This window comes from Nocardiopsis mangrovi, from assembly GCF_042653925.1.
In the GTDB taxonomy this organism is placed as follows: Bacteria; Actinomycetota; Actinomycetes; order Streptosporangiales; family Streptosporangiaceae; genus Nocardiopsis_B; species Nocardiopsis_B mangrovi.
In genome coordinates this window covers 117,546-132,240 of sequence record NZ_JBHSFQ010000017.1, presented here as the reverse complement: position 1 = coordinate 132,240, position 14,695 = coordinate 117,546, and the positions used below count along the sequence as shown (strand labels likewise).

The following is a 14,695-nucleotide window of genomic DNA, read 5'->3' as shown; positions in this document are numbered from 1 at the left end:
GACCTTCGCCCCTCGTGATGCGAGCCCTTCGGCGTGCCCGTGGTCGCGCCGGGGGGCTAACGTCGTTCCCAGCAGCCTGATGCGAGGGAGGGGCAGCCGATGACGCCGGGCCAGGCACCGGATCCGATCAAGGTCTTCCTGGTGGACGACCACGAGGTGGTGCGGCGCGGTGTCGCCGCCCTCCTGGAGTGCGAAGACGACATGCGGATCGTCGGGGAGGCCGGGACCGCCGAACAGGCCCTGGCCCGCATCCCGGTCGCCCGTCCCCATGTGGCCATCCTCGATGTACGGCTCCCCGGCGGCTCGGGCGTGGGCGTGTGCCGCGAAGTCCGCTCGGCCAGCCCCGAGATCGCGTGCCTCATGCTCACCTCCTTCGCCGACGACGAGGCGCTCTACGACGCCGTCATGGCGGGCGCCGCGGGCTACGTCCTCAAGCAGATCCACGGCGCCGACCTCGTCGGCGCCGTGCGCACGGTGGCGGCCGGCGGGTCGCTGCTCGACCCCAGCAGCACCGGGCGCATGCTGGAGCGGCTGCGCGGCAACCCGCCGGCCCCCGACCCGCTCGCCGAGCTCAGCCCGCAGGAGCGCCAGATCCTCGACCTGATCGGCGAGGGGATGACCAACCGGCAGATCGGCGAGCGCCTCTACCTCGCCGAGAAGACCGTCAAGAACTACGTGTCGAGCCTGCTGTCCAAGCTCGACCTCAAACGCCGGACCCAGGCGGCCATCCTCGTCGCCGAGCTGCGCACCAAGAACCGATGACCCATGACGGCACCAGTGGGGAGCGGCGCTGAGCCGACCGACACCGCCGGGCTGGAGATCCTGGACCGCCCCGAGTGCCTGCGGCTGCTCGCCAAGGCGTCCCTCGGGCGCGTCGTCTTCACCGACCGCGCGCTGCCGGCCGTTCTACCGGTCGGCTACACCGTGCACGGCACGGACATCGTCATCCGCACCTCACCGCGGTCGGTACTGGCCCGCGCCACCCGCGACAGCGTGGTGGCCTTCGAGGCCGACGACTTCGACGCCGCACACGGCACGGGCTGGTCGGTCGCCGTCCTGGGAACCGGCCGGGCCGTGACCGATCCCGCCGAGGAGGCGGAGCTGGCGGCGCTGCCGCTGCCCGACTGGGCGCACGGCGCGCGGCCGCACTTCATCCGGATCGAGGCCACCATGGTCTCCGGCCGCCGCCTCCGGCCGGGACCGGCCCGTGGCGGTCCCCGCACGTGACATAGGCGTCGCCTAGACTCCCGGCCATGGCCTTGGGACACCTCCAGCAGATCATCGTCAACGCCGCCGACTCCGCGCGGCTGGCCCGTTTCTGGGCTGTGGTGCTGGGCGGTACGCCGATCGACCGCGGCGACGGATGGTCCGTCCTGGAGGCGTCCCCGCTGCACCCGCAGATCGCGTTCCAGCCCGACCCGCGCCCCAAGGCCGACCGCAACCGGCTGCACCTCGACGTCCAGGTGACCGACATCCCCGCTGCCACCGCCGAGGCCGAAGCGGCGGGCGCGCGCCGCCTGGGCGACATCGTCACCGACGAAGAGGGGTCGTTCCAGGTGCTGGCCGATCCCGAAGGCAACGAATTCTGCCTGGTCATCCCGGTACCGCAGTCGAAAGCCTGACGCCGCGTCCCTAGGCCGGGCACCCGTTCCCCGGACCGGCCGGCGACGTGCCGGCTCAGCTGCGGGGGCGCTGGAAGGCTCCGGGGAAACCGTCCCCGTCGCCGGGCGCTCCCTCGTTTCTCGGTCGCACCCGGCTCCTCAGTCCAGCCGGTGCCGCGCCCCCTCCGGCTCGCCCAGTGCCCCCCGCTCAGCCTGCGGGGGCGCTGGAAGGCACCCGCTTCCCTCGTCGCCGGGCGCTCCCTCGTTCCTCGGTCGCACCCGGCTCCTCAGTCCAGCCGGTGCCGCGCCCCCTCCGGCTCGCTCCGAGCCCGTCGCGGGGTGGGGGAGGTGCTCCACAGGGGCTCGTTGGCCTCCGGCTCGGCCGGAGGTGTGCTCTCCGGGCCTTCCGCGGGCCCGCTCGGGGGGCGCGGCCGGGAGTGGAGCCGGGGCAGCCGCTCGGTCTGCGCCTCGCCCGGGGGAGTGGGCTGGATGGGCAGGGCCATGGTGGGGGGCTCGCCGTTCGCCCCCGAGGCGCCGGGCGGCGCGACCGGGCCCATCGGCTCGGTGAGGGCCCCCGGGGCCCCGCGGTCCTCCGGGCGCTGGGGGCCGGTGACCGCGTTGGCGTCGGCGTCGATGTCGGTGGGGCGGGGCGGTGCTCCGGAGCCGTCCTCCGGGTCGGCGTCCGCTTCGGGGAGGGGGACGCTCCAGGTGACCGCGGTGCCGCCGGACGGGCGCGGGGCGGCGCTGAACCCGCCGCCCAGAGCGGTCGCCCGTTCGGCGAGGTTGCGCAGGCCGCTGCGGCGGCCGTGCTCGGGGATGCCGCGCCCGTTGTCCTCCACGAGCAGGGTCAGCCGCTCGCCGGCGTGCACCGAGATGTGCACCTCGGACGCGCGGGCGTGCCGGGCGACGTTGGACAGCGCCTCCCCGAGCACCGCGAGCAGCTGCTCGCCGATCTCCTCGGGCACCGACGCGTCGATCGGCCCCTCCAGCCCGACGCCGGGCTGGCAGCCCAGGGTGCGCGCCGCGCTCTCGGCGGCGCTGATGATGCGCCCCCGCAGGGACGTGTCGGCGGGGGCCGACGGCTGCTGGAGCGCGAACACGGTCGAGCGGATCTCGCGGATGGTCTCGTCGAGGTCGTCGATGGTGTGCTGGACCCGCTCGGTGGCCTGGGGGTCGGCGACCAGCCGCAGCGTGCTCATCAGCGTCATGGCCGAGGCGAACAGCCGCTGGATCACGACGTCGTGCAGGTCCTTGGCGATCCGGTCGCGGTCCTCCAGGACGACCAGGCGTTCGGCGTCGCGGCGGGCGTCGGCGAGTTCGAGCGCGACGGCGGCCTGGCCGGAGAACGCGTCGATCATCCGCCGGGTGGCGTCGTTGAACGGCGAACGGGCGCCCAGTTTGCCGAGGAGCAGCACGCCGCGCGTGCGGCCGGGGGTGCCCAGGGGGACCAGCAGGCCCGGTCCGAACCCGCGGTGGGTCAGCATCGGGCAGTTGGCCTGGCGCAGGTCGGGGATGGTGGCGGCCGTGCCGTTGCGGTAGACCCAGCCGCACTTGGTGTCGCCCATGGTGATGGGGGTCTTCAGGATCTCCGCGGCGACAGGGCCGTCGGCGATCTCGGCGATGAGGTGGGTCTCCGTGGGTTCGGGCAGCAGCACGACGGCGACGTCGGCGCCCGACATCTCGCGCGCCTGGCGCGCCAGGTACCCCAGGACGTCGTCGGAGTCGTCGCCGGAGAGCAGCCGGGTGGTGATGTGCGTCGAGGCGGACAGCCAGCGCTCGCGCAGCCGGGTCTCTTCGTACAGGCGGGCGTTCTCGATCGCCACGCCGGCGGCGGTGGCGAGCGCGGTGACGATCGCTTCGTCGTCCTCGTCGAACTCCCCGCCGTCGGTCTTCTCGGTCAGGTAGAGGTTGCCGAAGACCTCGCCGCGCACCTGGATCGGCACCCCGAGGAAGCTCGTCATGGCGGGGTGGCCGTCGGGGAACCCGTGGAATCCGGGGTGCCCGCTCAGATCGCGGAGGCGGAGGGCGTGGCGTTCCTGGGTGGGCACGGCGAGGATGCCCTTGCCGTGCGGGAACCTGGTGAGCTGCTCGGTCTCCTCGGGGGTCAGCCCCACGGGGATGAATTCGGCGAACCGGCCGTCCTCGGCCAGCACGCCCAGGCCCGCGTAGCGCGCGTCGACGAGGTGCGCGGCGGCCTGGGTGAGACGGCGCAGGACGGTCGCCAGATCGAGGTCGCTGCCGATGGACAGGACCGCTTCGAGCAGGGAATGGACGCGGTCGCGGGTGGAGAGCGCGGTCTCCAGGCGGTCGTGCAGCTCGGAGATCAGCTCATCGAGGCGCATCTGAGGGAGCAGGAAGCGCTCCGGGGCTTCGGGCACGGATCGATACCTCCGGGTGCACACGTTATCCGGCTCGGCTACCACTGTGGGGCCGTGTGTCCCGGAGAGGGACGACGGGTGAGGAAAGTCCCCCGGGGCGGTCATGTGTGCTCCGCGGGCGGCGACGCAGGGGCTCCGTCCCTCTCCATAGGGCGAAATCCGGGTTAACGTTCTGATGGGCGAGAAAACGTCGAATTATCAGTGGACCCACTCTGAGCTGGGCCATTGTGAACGGGATCTCCACTCCCCAAGAAAATCCGCCGGATCTCCATTGCCACGGCAGATGATCGTGCTACGGTCACGTGCTGTCGGGAGACGTTTCGCCCCCGGTTCTTCGGCATACCCGCCGATCGGGCAGTGCGACCGCTCGTGTCTCCGACCGAAATCCACCCGCCGCCGAAAGGGACGCACATGCCGCGCATGGGCCGCTCGCGACGCGCTTGCCGCGTCCGGGCCGCTGTGCGCGTCCCCGGCGGCTCATGGGGGGCAGGGCGCCGCCTGCTGTTCGTGGCGGGGTTCGTCGCGGGAGCCTGGCTCCTGGGCGCGTCCCCGGCCGGCGCAGATGAGCTCCCCGGTCCCGATGGCATCGCCCCCGCGGCCGAGGCCGTGACCGACGCGCCCGCGACGGCCGGTGTGCAGCGCTCCGCGACACCCGACCCCGCGTCCTCCGCCGAGGCGGAGCCGGAGCCGGAGCCGGCGGAGACCGCCGGCTCCAGCGGCGCCGACGGAGCGGTCACCACCGCGGCGCCGCGCGTCGCCGACCCCGCGCCCGAACCCGCGCGCCCCGCACCGGGGGCGGCGGTCGCCCAGGTGGCGTCGGCCGTCGGCGCCGCCGGCGGCGAAGCCGTCCGGTCGGTCCCCGCCGTCACGGGTCAGGCGCGCAACACCGCGTCGGAGCCGCCCGCGCAGTCGTCGGAGCGGATCCAGAAGGCCACCGAGCCGGCCGGAGCCGACGACGCGTTCCCGCACCGCGTGAACGGGAACGGGAAGTTCGGCCTCGGCGGTCTGTTCCCGGCCGCCGAAACCGCCCTCCGGAACACCGACCCGACCGCTGACGGCGCCGACACCGGTCCCGCGGCCGACCGCGGCGACGAAACCGCCGCCGACTCCGAGCAGCGCGGCGAGTCGCCCCGTTCCGGCACCGGGCCGCAGTCGGCCGCGCGTTCCGCGACCGGCCTCCCGACGGCCGCCTTCGGCCGCACGGGCCCGGCGGTCCCCGAGCGCACCGCCTCCACGGCGCAGGACGCCCCCGAGGCCCCCGCGGCCACCCACCTGGCCCTCGGCTCGGCTCCGCAGGCCCAGACCGGCGGCGTCCCCGTGATGTTCGCCGGGTACCTTCCCGCGGCGTTCACCGCGACGCCCGCACCGGCACCGCCCGCCTCCGCGCGCAACGCGCTCGCCGTCGCGCCGCAGAGCCCGGTCGACGAGCCGCACTTCTCGCCGGACTAGATCCGGCCCTCAGGGGGTTTCGCGTGCGCCGCCGTTCCGGCCGCGCCCGATCTTCACCCCCGATCTCCCGGCGGTAGCGGCCCGGCCCCACCCAGCACATCGTTCCTGGGGGTTGACGTGAGTCCCGCGCCCTCGCCTCGCGGGGTTCACGTCAGCCGGCGGTCTGCCAGATCCCCCGGTTGATCCCGGTATCCGACATTCGCGCACGCCAAGCGCGGCTGCGGACGGCCGGGAAGCACGACCCATCACCACCGAACCCCCGCGGACGGCGCTCCCGGCCAGAGCGCCCCGCGGACAGGCGGAACCATCCGCCGCACCGAAGACACGACCGAAATCGACACGAAGGATGTACTTCATGTTCCAGTTCGTTCGGACCTCCACCAAGGCCGTTCTGGTGGCTGCGGGCACCGCGGGATTCGTCGCCCTCGGCGCCGGCATCGCGGGAGCCGACGCGCTCGGCGTGAGCGACGCCCTCGCCCCGCAGGCGTCCGTTCCGGCCTCGACGGGCCTGCCGGACGTCGTCGGCGGCGCCCAGTCGCTGGTGCGGGGGGTCGAGACCCCGAACCTGGGGACCACGCTTCCCGCTCCCGACACGCAGAACCTGTCCGGCCCCGGCGGCGACATGTCGCATGTCTCGCCGTTCCTCCAGGACCGGATCGACGGGGCCCAGGGCGCCGTCGACGGCACCCGGAGCGAGCTCGGCCTGAGCGACGTCGAGCACCAGAGCGCGCAGGGGGAGATCGCCGGGCTGCTGCCCGAGGCCCCCGACGCCGGCCTGGTCCCGCTCGCCGAGGGGCTGCCCGACCCGCTCGGGAAGACCCCCGAGGCCACCCGCATCCTCCTGCCGCGCGTCGCCGGTGAGGCCGGCGACGCGGCGGGCACCGTGACCGGCTCCCTCACCTCGGGTGTCGCCGACGGTGTCAGCGAGGGCGTCTCCTCCCACCTGGAGGAGCACCAGCCGGACACCCGGGTCACGGTCCACGGCCTCGACACCACCGAGCTGCCGGTCATCGGCGGCGCCCCGCAGGTGGACGAGAGCGTCGACACCGTCGGCCAGTCCCAGCCGGCCGCGGTCCCCGCGCAGCCCGACCTCGCCGGTGAGCTGAGCGCCATCGACACCGAGGCCGCGACCGCGGACGTGGTGCGGGGCGTGGCGAGCGGCGCGGGCGCCACGGGCGTCCTCGACGTCGTGAACGGGATCGGCACCCCCGCTCTCTGACGCCACCTGAGCCGTGCGTCCCGTCGGCCTCCGCACGCGGCGGGACGCACGTCGGCCCCGAGCGGCAGGTGACCCGTCCGAAGAGAGCGGTGTCCTGGGGACTGTGGGGGTTCCCGGGGCGCGGCCCGGATGTGTGTCCCCTGCTCGGGGCCGCTCCCACCCATGGTGGGAGTTGAGAAAGGCCCCGGACGGCGGGGTGGGCGGTTCTCGACGCCGGGCGTCGAGGGAACTGTGGGGGTTTCCTCGACGCACACCCCGAGGACGCCCCCCGTGGTCCGGGGCCGCCGAACGCGAATGGCCGCCGCCCCTTAGGGGCGGCGGCCATTCGCTTCGCGTCAGAGCCGGGGCCGATCACCCCGGAGCGGGATCACTCCGCGATGTGCGGGGAGCCCGGGACGCCGGCCTCGCCGGTGTCGTCCGCTTCGCCGACCGCGCTCTCGGCCACCCAGTCGTCCCAGGACCGCTGCCAGAAGCCCCAGCCGTTGTCGACCTCAAGCTCACGGTCGGTGCCGGTGATGAGGACGGGGTCGCCGGGCAGGCTGTTGTCGTAGAACCACTGCGAGTCCTCGACGCTCATGTTGACGCAGCCGTGGCTCGTGTTGGCCTCGCCCAGCTGGTAGTTCCAGTCGGCCGTGTGCAGGAACTCGCCGGAGTTCGAGATCTGCACCGCGTGGGCGACGTACTCCTCGTACCACTCCGGGGAGTCCTTGGGGACGCCCATGGTGTCGTTGCTCATGCGGAAGTTCGTGAACTTGCCCATGGTCAGGTGTACGCCGCTGGTCGTGGTGTAGGCGCGGGTGGTGGCCATGCCCAGGCTGACCGGGAACTCCTTGACGGTCTCGCCGTCGGACTCGACCACCATGTGCGACTCGTCCTCGTCGATGTCGGTGATCTGGGAGCGCCCGACCTCGAACTCGATGGACGTGTCCTCGACGCCGTACACGCCGTCGGATGCCTCGACCCCGGCCAGGTGCAGGTCGACGGTGACCGTCTGGTTCGGCTCCCAGTAGTCCTCGGTGCGGAACACCGCGCGCTTGTCGCCGAACCAGTTCCAGGCACCCTGGGCCGGCTTCTCCGAGGTGACCTCCATAGCGGCCTCGACCTGCTCGCGGTTCTCGACCGGCATGTCGAAGTCGATCATGATCGGCATGCCCACGCCCACGGGGCCGTCGGTGAGCAGCTGCTGCTCGACGGTGTCGGCCTTGAACTCCAGCCGCCGGCCTTCGGTGGCCTCAAGGGTGGTGAACTGGCTGACCACCTCGGTGGCCTCGCCCGCACCGTTCTCGCCGGTGGCGGTGACGACGACGTCGGCACCCGGAACCAGCGTCCAGTCGCTGACCCACTCGTTCTCGTCGCCGTTGAGGGTCCCCGTCATCGGCAGGCTCTCACCGGACCCGCCCGCCTGCTCCACCGTGACGTCGGTGATCGTGCCGGATTCGGCGGTGACGGTGATCGGCTCGTTCGGGCGGATCTCGTCGGTACCGTCCTCGGGCGTGATGGACAGGACCGCCGGATCGGTCGAGCCGGCGTCCTCACCTGCGAGGTCGCTCTCGCCGCTGGTGCACGCCGACGCCGCGAGCAGCGCGGTCGCGGCGCACACCACGGCCGGCCGGCGAGACCAGCGCAGAGGGGAGCGGGGTGTCACGTGGGACCTCCAGGTCATCGGTCGAGGGGGGCGCGGTTCCGGCTGTTCCGTCGATCGCGCCTCGCTCCATGCGCGAGGGGCCGGTGCGGCGCAATTGGTGGGCCCGGGGACAAGGTCGCCCAAACCATTCTGACGTGCGAAAGACGGCAAAAGGTTCGGCCGATCAGAGGATTTTCTGAAAAAAGATGATCCTGAGACTCGGGTGTTTCCGGCTCGCTACTTCCCGCTCAGCCTGTGGGGCGCCGGCGGCGGCTTCCCGCCCAGCCTGCGGGAGCGCGCTCAAGGCGCGGCCGATGCGGGCGGGCCCGCCCGCATGCGGGGAAAGGGCGGGCCCGGTGGCCGTCACATGTCCTCGGTGCCTTCTCCGAGGCCGTTGACGCACGGGTTGGAGGTGGCGTCGCGGCCCTCGATGCCGGTGCCGTCGGCCTCTGCCTCTGCCGCGGCTTCGTCGGAGTCGGGCTCGGGAGGGGACCCGGGGGAGGCTTCCAGCGACGGGGCGGCCTCGCTCGGCGAGGCCGAGGGGCCGGCGCCCTCGGTGCCGGGCTCCTCCGGTTCGCCGGTCTCCAGGATCCGGTCGTCGACGGGGCGGTCGGCGGCGATGGCCTCGAACAGCCGGGCCGCGTTCTCCTCGTCCCAGATGACCCGGTTGGGGTCCATGGGGGCCTGGTACCAGGGCACGGTGTAGAAGGCGATGTCGGACAGCTGCGCGTCGGCGAGGGTGGTGCCGATCGAGACCATCCGGCTGAGCTGGAGGTCCTCGTCGGTCGCGGTGTGCCGGGAGATGGCCTCCAGCAGGCCGTTCAGCTTGGCCGGGCTCGTGAGCACGTCGCTGCTGGTGACCTGGTCGGCCAGTGCGCCGAGGAACATCTGCTGACGGTCGATGCGGCCGATGTCGCCGCCGTCGCCGATCTCGTAGCGGGCCCGGACGAAGCCGAGGGCCTCCTCGCCGTTCAGGCGCTGGTCGCCGGCGTCGAGGTCGAGCTGGGCGCGTTCGTCCTCCATCGGCTCGGGGATGCACATGTCCACCCCGCCGATCGCGTCGACCATGTCGCGGAATCCGACGAAGCTGAGGTGGGCGAAGTGGTCGATGCGGACGTCGGTGAGCGACTCGATGGTCTTGACGACGCAGGGCGGGCCGCCGTGGAAGAGCGCGGAGTTGATCATCCCGTAGTAGCCGCCCGTTCCCTCGGTCTCGCCATAGGGGTCGCAGTCGGGGAGCTGGACCAGGGAGTCGCGGGGGAAGTTGACGACGGTGACGCGGCTGTCGGGGGAGATGTGCGCGAGCATGAGCGAATCGGAGCGCTCGCCGACGAAGTCGCGGCCCCCGTAGTCGGAGTTGTCCCCCTCGCGCCCGTCGGACCCGATGAAGAGGATGTTGACGTCGTCGCCGATCTTGGGCGGGCGGTCCGCTTCGTCGAGTGTGGCGCCGAGGTCGTGCCGGACCATGTTGCCCCGCAGCGAGCGGTAGTAGGCGTAGGCGGTCCCGGTGGCGACGACGAGGGCCACGGCGAGGATTCCGGCGGTCCACGCGGCGGCGCGCGGCCAGCGGCGGCGGGGGCGGGGGGTGGCGGGCTCGGTTCCCGGGGTTCCGGTGTCGGCGTTCCGGGTGCCGGACGGCTGTGCGCCGGATTCGACGTCCTCGGACGTGGGTTCGGCGGCGTCTTCGGGCATAGGCGCATCTTCTCGGCGAGTAGGGCGGGGAGCGGTGGGGACCCCGGATGGACGCCGGCGCTCGCACGCAGCGCGTCACAAGGCAGGGGGCGTCGAGGATCAACGGGGTGGGGGAGGCCGCCGTGGTGTAGGAGATCCTACGAGATCCGGACAAGAAACGCGCGTGAGGGATGCCCGAATTCATGTTCCTGTGACCGGAAAATCCCCGGCCAATTGCGTACGGATTCCACCTGAGGGGAATAAGGGGCAGGACGTATCGAGACGCCCCGCCCCCGCAACCTTGTCGCGGACGCGGTCAGGCGGAGGCGCGCCCGCGTCCGCTCCGCAGGCCGGCGACGAGGTAGACACCGATCACGGCCAGTACCACCTGGGTGATCAGCTCCCACCAGTCGATGCCCGGGGTGGTGGCGTACCCGGCGAACCCGGCGATCGCCGTGCCGATGAAGGCCGCGACGACGCCCACGACGATGGTCAGCCAGATCGGCAGGTCCTGCCGGCCGGGCACGATGAGGCGGGCGACGGCACCGATGATCAGGCCGATCACGATCGCGCTGATGATGCCGGTGATCTCCATGATGGTCCCTCCTTCGGTCGGAATGCCATCACGGGGAGTATTTCCGGGAAGAGCCGGAAGATGCGTGGACGCGCGCATCATGGCGGCATGCCCGACCTGCGGCGGGTGCCGGTGCCGCCGTCCCTCCACGGGCGCCGGAGCGCGGCGGAGGCGCTTATACCGCTTACGGCGGGTGAGCGCGGTACCCACGGTGTTGAGCGGGACCTGTCAAACGTTCGCGTGTGTCTCGCGCCGGGCGCCGAGCGGGCCGAACGGTCTCACGGCCTGTGGAAAAAATGGCCGCATCCGGCCACGCGTCAGAGCGAAGGCAATGATCGTGAAAGTTCCGCTGATGATTTCGCCTTGATGAAACGCGATGTAGGAGGCGCTGAGATCGGCCCCCTGGGGCGGTGCCCCTCGCCCGGGCGGCGGCTCGGGTTCGCGGCATGTCCCGCTTTTTCGTTGCGTACCGGGTCTGTCGCGATGGGTGGTCTTCACTTATGGTTTCGAATCGTTCACTGAAGGTTCGGTGGGCAACGGCGGAGAAGGGGCCCACCAGGCCCGCGCTCCGTCGGAGGTCTCTTCGAGACTCGTCTCGACACTGCTGTCCCCCTTGTTCCAATCCCCCGCTCAAGGAGTCAGGCACGTGCGAAAGTCCCCCTACATCAGAACGATGGGCGCCCTCCTCCTCGGTTCCGGTCTGGTCGTGAGCGCTGCGACCACCGCGTCGGCCGAAACCGCCCCCGACGTCAGCTCCCCCGCCCAACTCGCGGCCATGGAGCGCGACCTCGGCCTCACCACGGCCGAGGCCACCGAACTGCTCACCGCTCAAGACGAGGCCCTGGCCACCGAGGCCGAGCTCACCGAAGCCCTCGGCAGCGCCTTCGGCGGTGCGGTCTTCGACACCGCCACCAGCGAGCTCACCGTTTCGGTCACCGACGCCTCCGCGGTCGACACCGTGCGCGCGGCCGGGGCCGAGGCCCGGGTCGTCGACCACGGCGAGGCCACGCTCGACGACATCGTCGCCACCCTCGACGACAGCGCTCCCGCCTACGGCGAGGGCGTCCACGGCTGGTACGTCGACCTCGCCGACGACAGCGTCGTGATCACGGTCGCCGAGGGCGCCACGGCCTCCGCCGAAGAGCTCGTCGCCGACACCGGTGTCGACGCCTCCGCGGTGACGGTCGAGGAGAGCGCCGACGCGCCCGAGACCTTCGCCCAGATCATCGGCGGCAACGCCTACACGATCAACAGCAGCAGCCGCTGTTCGATCGGCTTCGCCGTCAGCGGCGGGTTCGTGACGGCCGGCCACTGCGGCTCGGTCGGGGCCTCGGTCGCCTCCTCCGACGGTCGCGGCACGGTGCGCGGCTCGATCTTCCCGGGCCGTGACATGGGCTGGGTGGGCAACGTCACCAACTGGACCTCCACCCCCTACGTGAACAACTACTCCGGTGGCACCGTCACCGTCACCGGCTCCACCGAGGCCGCCACCGGCGCCTCCATCTGCCGCTCCGGCTCCACCACCGGCTGGCACTGCGGCAGCATCCAGTCCAAGAACGCCACCGTGACCTACCCGCAGGGCACCGTCACCGGCCTCACCCGCACCAACGTGTGCGCCGAGCCCGGCGACTCCGGCGGCTCCTGGGTCAGCGGCAGCCAGGCCCAGGGCGTGACGTCCGGCGGCTCCGGCAACTGCCGCACCGGTGGCACGACCTTCTACCAGCCCGTCAACCCGATCCTCAGCCAGTGGGGCCTGACCCTCACCCGGGGCTGACCTCCCCGCCCTGAGCGGGCCCCCGCGGCGTATCCCCTGGCCGCGGGTCCGCACGGCAAGGGCCCCCGCGGCCGCGCACGGCGCGGTCGCGGGGGCCTCGCACTGTCCCGGGGGTCGGGGGTGCGGCGTCCGGGCCGGTGCTCGGACGGCCACCCACCCCGCGGGTCGTGGCCGGCGGCCCGCCACGACGGGAGGCGGGGCGGACGCCCCACCTCCCCGTCGCCTATGGCGGTTCGCCGCTCAGTCGTTCCAGAAGGCGCTGTCGACCTCGTCGCCGTCCTCGTCGGTGGCGGTGGCGTCCTTGGACTTCGCGGACTTCCCGCCGCTCTTGGCCGTTCCGCCGCCCTCCTGGGCGGCGCGCGTCTTGCGCCGCCCGCCCGGCCGCGCCCGGACGGGCGTCGATTCGACCTCGGACTCGGCCGCGGGTGCGGCCGCAGCGGGCACCGCGGGGGCCGCGGGGGCCGTCTTCTTGGGCGCCCCGCCCGCGTGGATGTTCAGCGCCTCGTCCTCGACGTCCAGCATCTTCTGTACCTGCGGCGGCAGCGCGGGCAGCCGCTCTCCGCGGAAGTGCGCCCCGAGGACCTCCAGGGCGTGGTCGCACAGGATCCGCCGCGCCGGCTCCGCCTTCGTGCCGCTCAGCTCCTGCAGCTCCGGCAGCCCCGCCTCGCGGAGCAGCCGGATGAGGGCGCGCATGCGGTCGCGGGTACGCCGGTCGGCGATCGCCACCGCCATCATCTCCGCCTCCGCCAGAGCGGGGCTCGGACCGCCGCCCTGGAGGTCGCGTTCCGCGATGAAGAGCCCGGTTAGCTGCCGGGTGGAGTCGCGCGCGGCGACGCGCAGTTCGCCCCTGCGCAGGTGTCGCGCCTGGAGCCAGGTGACCGTCACGCTGCTCACCAGGCTGATCGCCGCGCCGGTCAAGACGAGCAGGAATTCGTTCACGGGGGAGACCTTTCGAAGGAAGCGGTGACCGCACGGGTCCTCCGCACGTGACCCGCGAGCATTCGCGAACCCGGGGCGGGTTGTCAAGCGCGGATCTCACACCCGGCGCCGTTCGCGCAGCTCACAGCGGTGACAAACGCTGCGCCCCGCGGAGGCGCGGCGCGGTGTCCCGCCCGTTCGGCGCTACGGTTGGCACAATGGACACCACACAGCACGCCGCCGTCGTCGCCGCCCGCGGCGAGGGGTTCGCCGAGTTCTGGCGGGAGCGCCGCGTCGCCACCCTCTCCACGGTCCGGCCCGACGGGACGCCGCACGTCGTCCCGGTGGGGGTCACCCTCGACGCCGACGCCGGAATCGCCCGGGTGATCACCTCCGCGGGCTCGCGCAAGGCGCGGCTGGCGAGGAAGGGCGCGGAGGTCGCGGTGTGCCAGGTCGACGGGCGCCGCTGGTCCACCCTCCAGGGGCACGCGGTGGTCCGCGACGAACCGGCCGAGGTCGCCGACGCCGAGCGCCGTTACGCGGAGCGGTACAAGGAGCCCCGCGCCAACCCCGAGCGCGTCGTCATCGAGATCACCGTCACCCGGATCATGGGCAACGTCTGACCCGCTCCGCCCGGAGGGCCGGCGCGCGGACCGGCACACGCGGGAAGCGCCGCGCGAAGACGGGGCGACGACGCGGGGAGAAGGGGGCGAACACGACGCCCCGGTGATCCCGCGCGATTATCCTGCCCCCATGTCCGATACCTCCCCTGGTGACCGGCCCGGCGCGGGCGACCCCGATGCGGCCGTCTTCACGCCGTCCGCTGATCCCGCCGCCTACCTGCGCTACCTGCTGCCCTGGGCCGCGATGGTGGGCATGCTCTTCGTCGTGGTCCTGCTGCTCGCCTCGATCCTGTTCGAGACCCTCGCCGAGGGGACCGGGACCGCCGCCGGCGCCGCCAGCGGGCTGGTCGCCGCCGCCGTCGCGACCGTGTACCTGGGCCGCAAGGTGCACCGGATGCTCACCGGGACCGTGGTGACCGCCTCCCCGACCGGGGTGGAACTGCGCGACCACCAGGGGTTCGAGGTGCGGATGCGCTGGCAGGACGTCACCACGGTGGGCACGGTCCTGGACCGGCAGGGGCCGCGCACCGTCATGGGCCGGCCCATCGTGGCGGGCGGCATCCGGGTCGGGCCCGCGGTGATCCGCTCCCACGGGCTGATCGGCTGGGGCGAGCGGGTCGTCCCGCCGTCCGCGCCCGCGGCCCTGCGCCGTACCCTGGACGCCCAGCCCCGCGACCCGGCCACCGGCCTCGTCCCGGTGGCGGTCTCCTTCTCCGCAGCGGGCGAGCCCGACCTCTCCAACCCCCTCCTCGCCTGGGCCCGCCACTACCGCCCGGACCTGTTCGCCTGACGGCCGGGCGGCCTCCTCGGTCGGTTCCGGACGACGGTGTCGAAGGGGCCCGGCGGGTCCTCGGCGGGACGGCG

General features: G+C 73.0%; 12 protein-coding genes and 1 pseudogene. 8 read left to right on the top strand and 5 right to left on the bottom strand.

Annotation, left to right across the window (positions count from 1 at the left end):
* The first annotated feature begins 99 nt into the window (after window positions 1-99).
* Genes ACFO4E_RS17925 through ACFO4E_RS17915 form a run of 3 tightly spaced genes read left to right on the top strand, consistent with a single transcriptional unit; the run spans window position 100 to window position 1,622 of the window.
* Window positions 100-762, top strand: a complete 663-nt coding sequence (locus ACFO4E_RS17925; RefSeq protein ID WP_378576272.1) for a response regulator — start codon at window positions 100-102, stop codon at window positions 760-762.
* 3 nt (window positions 763-765) lie between these two features.
* A complete protein-coding gene (locus tag ACFO4E_RS17920; protein ID WP_378576271.1) occupies window positions 766-1,227 on the top strand; it encodes a pyridoxamine 5'-phosphate oxidase family protein in 462 nt (153 codons plus the stop codon).
* A gap of 26 nt (window positions 1,228-1,253) precedes the next feature.
* Window positions 1,254-1,622 (top strand): VOC family protein, encoded by a 369-nt coding sequence (locus ACFO4E_RS17915; RefSeq protein WP_378576269.1) that lies wholly within the window; start codon window positions 1,254-1,256, stop codon window positions 1,620-1,622.
* A gap of 638 nt (window positions 1,623-2,260) precedes the next feature.
* Here ACFO4E_RS17915 and ACFO4E_RS17910 read toward each other — a convergent pair.
* Window positions 2,261-3,979: pseudogene (locus ACFO4E_RS17910) on the bottom strand (sensor histidine kinase); the annotation flags it as partial.
* Window positions 3,980-4,399: 420 nt separating this feature from the next.
* On the opposite strand from ACFO4E_RS17910, the gene ACFO4E_RS17905 reads away from it, so the two are divergent.
* The gene (locus ACFO4E_RS17905; RefSeq protein WP_378576268.1) at window positions 4,400-5,428 is read left to right on the top strand and encodes a hypothetical protein; all 1,029 of its coding nucleotides are present in this window, start codon (window positions 4,400-4,402) and stop codon (window positions 5,426-5,428) included.
* A gap of 355 nt (window positions 5,429-5,783) precedes the next feature.
* On the top strand, window positions 5,784-6,647 hold the full coding sequence (locus ACFO4E_RS17900; protein WP_378576266.1) for a hypothetical protein: 864 nt from the start codon (window positions 5,784-5,786) through the stop codon (window positions 6,645-6,647).
* Window positions 6,648-7,014: 367 nt separating this feature from the next.
* On the opposite strand, the gene ACFO4E_RS17895 is transcribed toward ACFO4E_RS17900, so the two are convergent.
* From ACFO4E_RS17895 to ACFO4E_RS17885, 3 genes are all read right to left on the bottom strand, one after another.
* Complete coding sequence (locus ACFO4E_RS17895; protein ID WP_378576264.1) at window positions 7,015-8,292, bottom strand: L,D-transpeptidase; 1,278 nt, start codon at window positions 8,290-8,292, stop codon at window positions 7,015-7,017.
* A gap of 342 nt (window positions 8,293-8,634) precedes the next feature.
* Entirely contained in the window at window positions 8,635-9,963 is a 1,329-nt protein-coding gene (locus ACFO4E_RS17890; RefSeq protein WP_378576262.1) for an LCP family protein, read from the bottom strand.
* Window positions 9,964-10,258: 295 nt separating this feature from the next.
* On the bottom strand, window positions 10,259-10,537 hold the full coding sequence (locus tag ACFO4E_RS17885) for a GlsB/YeaQ/YmgE family stress response membrane protein (protein ID WP_378576260.1): 279 nt from the start codon (window positions 10,535-10,537) through the stop codon (window positions 10,259-10,261).
* 625 nt (window positions 10,538-11,162) lie between these two features.
* Here ACFO4E_RS17885 and ACFO4E_RS17880 point away from each other — a divergent pair.
* Window positions 11,163-12,290 (top strand): S1 family peptidase, encoded by a 1,128-nt coding sequence (locus ACFO4E_RS17880; protein ID WP_378576259.1) that lies wholly within the window; start codon window positions 11,163-11,165, stop codon window positions 12,288-12,290.
* Between the two features lie 240 nt (window positions 12,291-12,530).
* Here the strand turns inward: ACFO4E_RS17880 and ACFO4E_RS17875 are convergent, their stop codons facing one another.
* A complete protein-coding gene (locus ACFO4E_RS17875; protein ID WP_378576257.1) occupies window positions 12,531-13,229 on the bottom strand; it encodes a hypothetical protein in 699 nt (232 codons plus the stop codon).
* 197 nt (window positions 13,230-13,426) lie between these two features.
* On the opposite strand from ACFO4E_RS17875, the gene ACFO4E_RS17870 reads away from it, so the two are divergent.
* Both ACFO4E_RS17870 and ACFO4E_RS17865 read left to right on the top strand, forming a co-directional pair.
* The gene (locus ACFO4E_RS17870) at window positions 13,427-13,831 is read left to right on the top strand and encodes a pyridoxamine 5'-phosphate oxidase family protein (protein ID WP_378576255.1); all 405 of its coding nucleotides are present in this window, start codon (window positions 13,427-13,429) and stop codon (window positions 13,829-13,831) included.
* A 130-nt stretch (window positions 13,832-13,961) separates the two neighbouring features.
* Window positions 13,962-14,621 carry a hypothetical protein gene (locus tag ACFO4E_RS17865; RefSeq protein WP_378576253.1) on the top strand — a complete coding sequence of 220 codons (660 nt, stop codon included), beginning with the start codon at window positions 13,962-13,964 and terminating at the stop codon, window positions 14,619-14,621.
* Window positions 14,622-14,695: the final 74 nt, after the last annotated feature.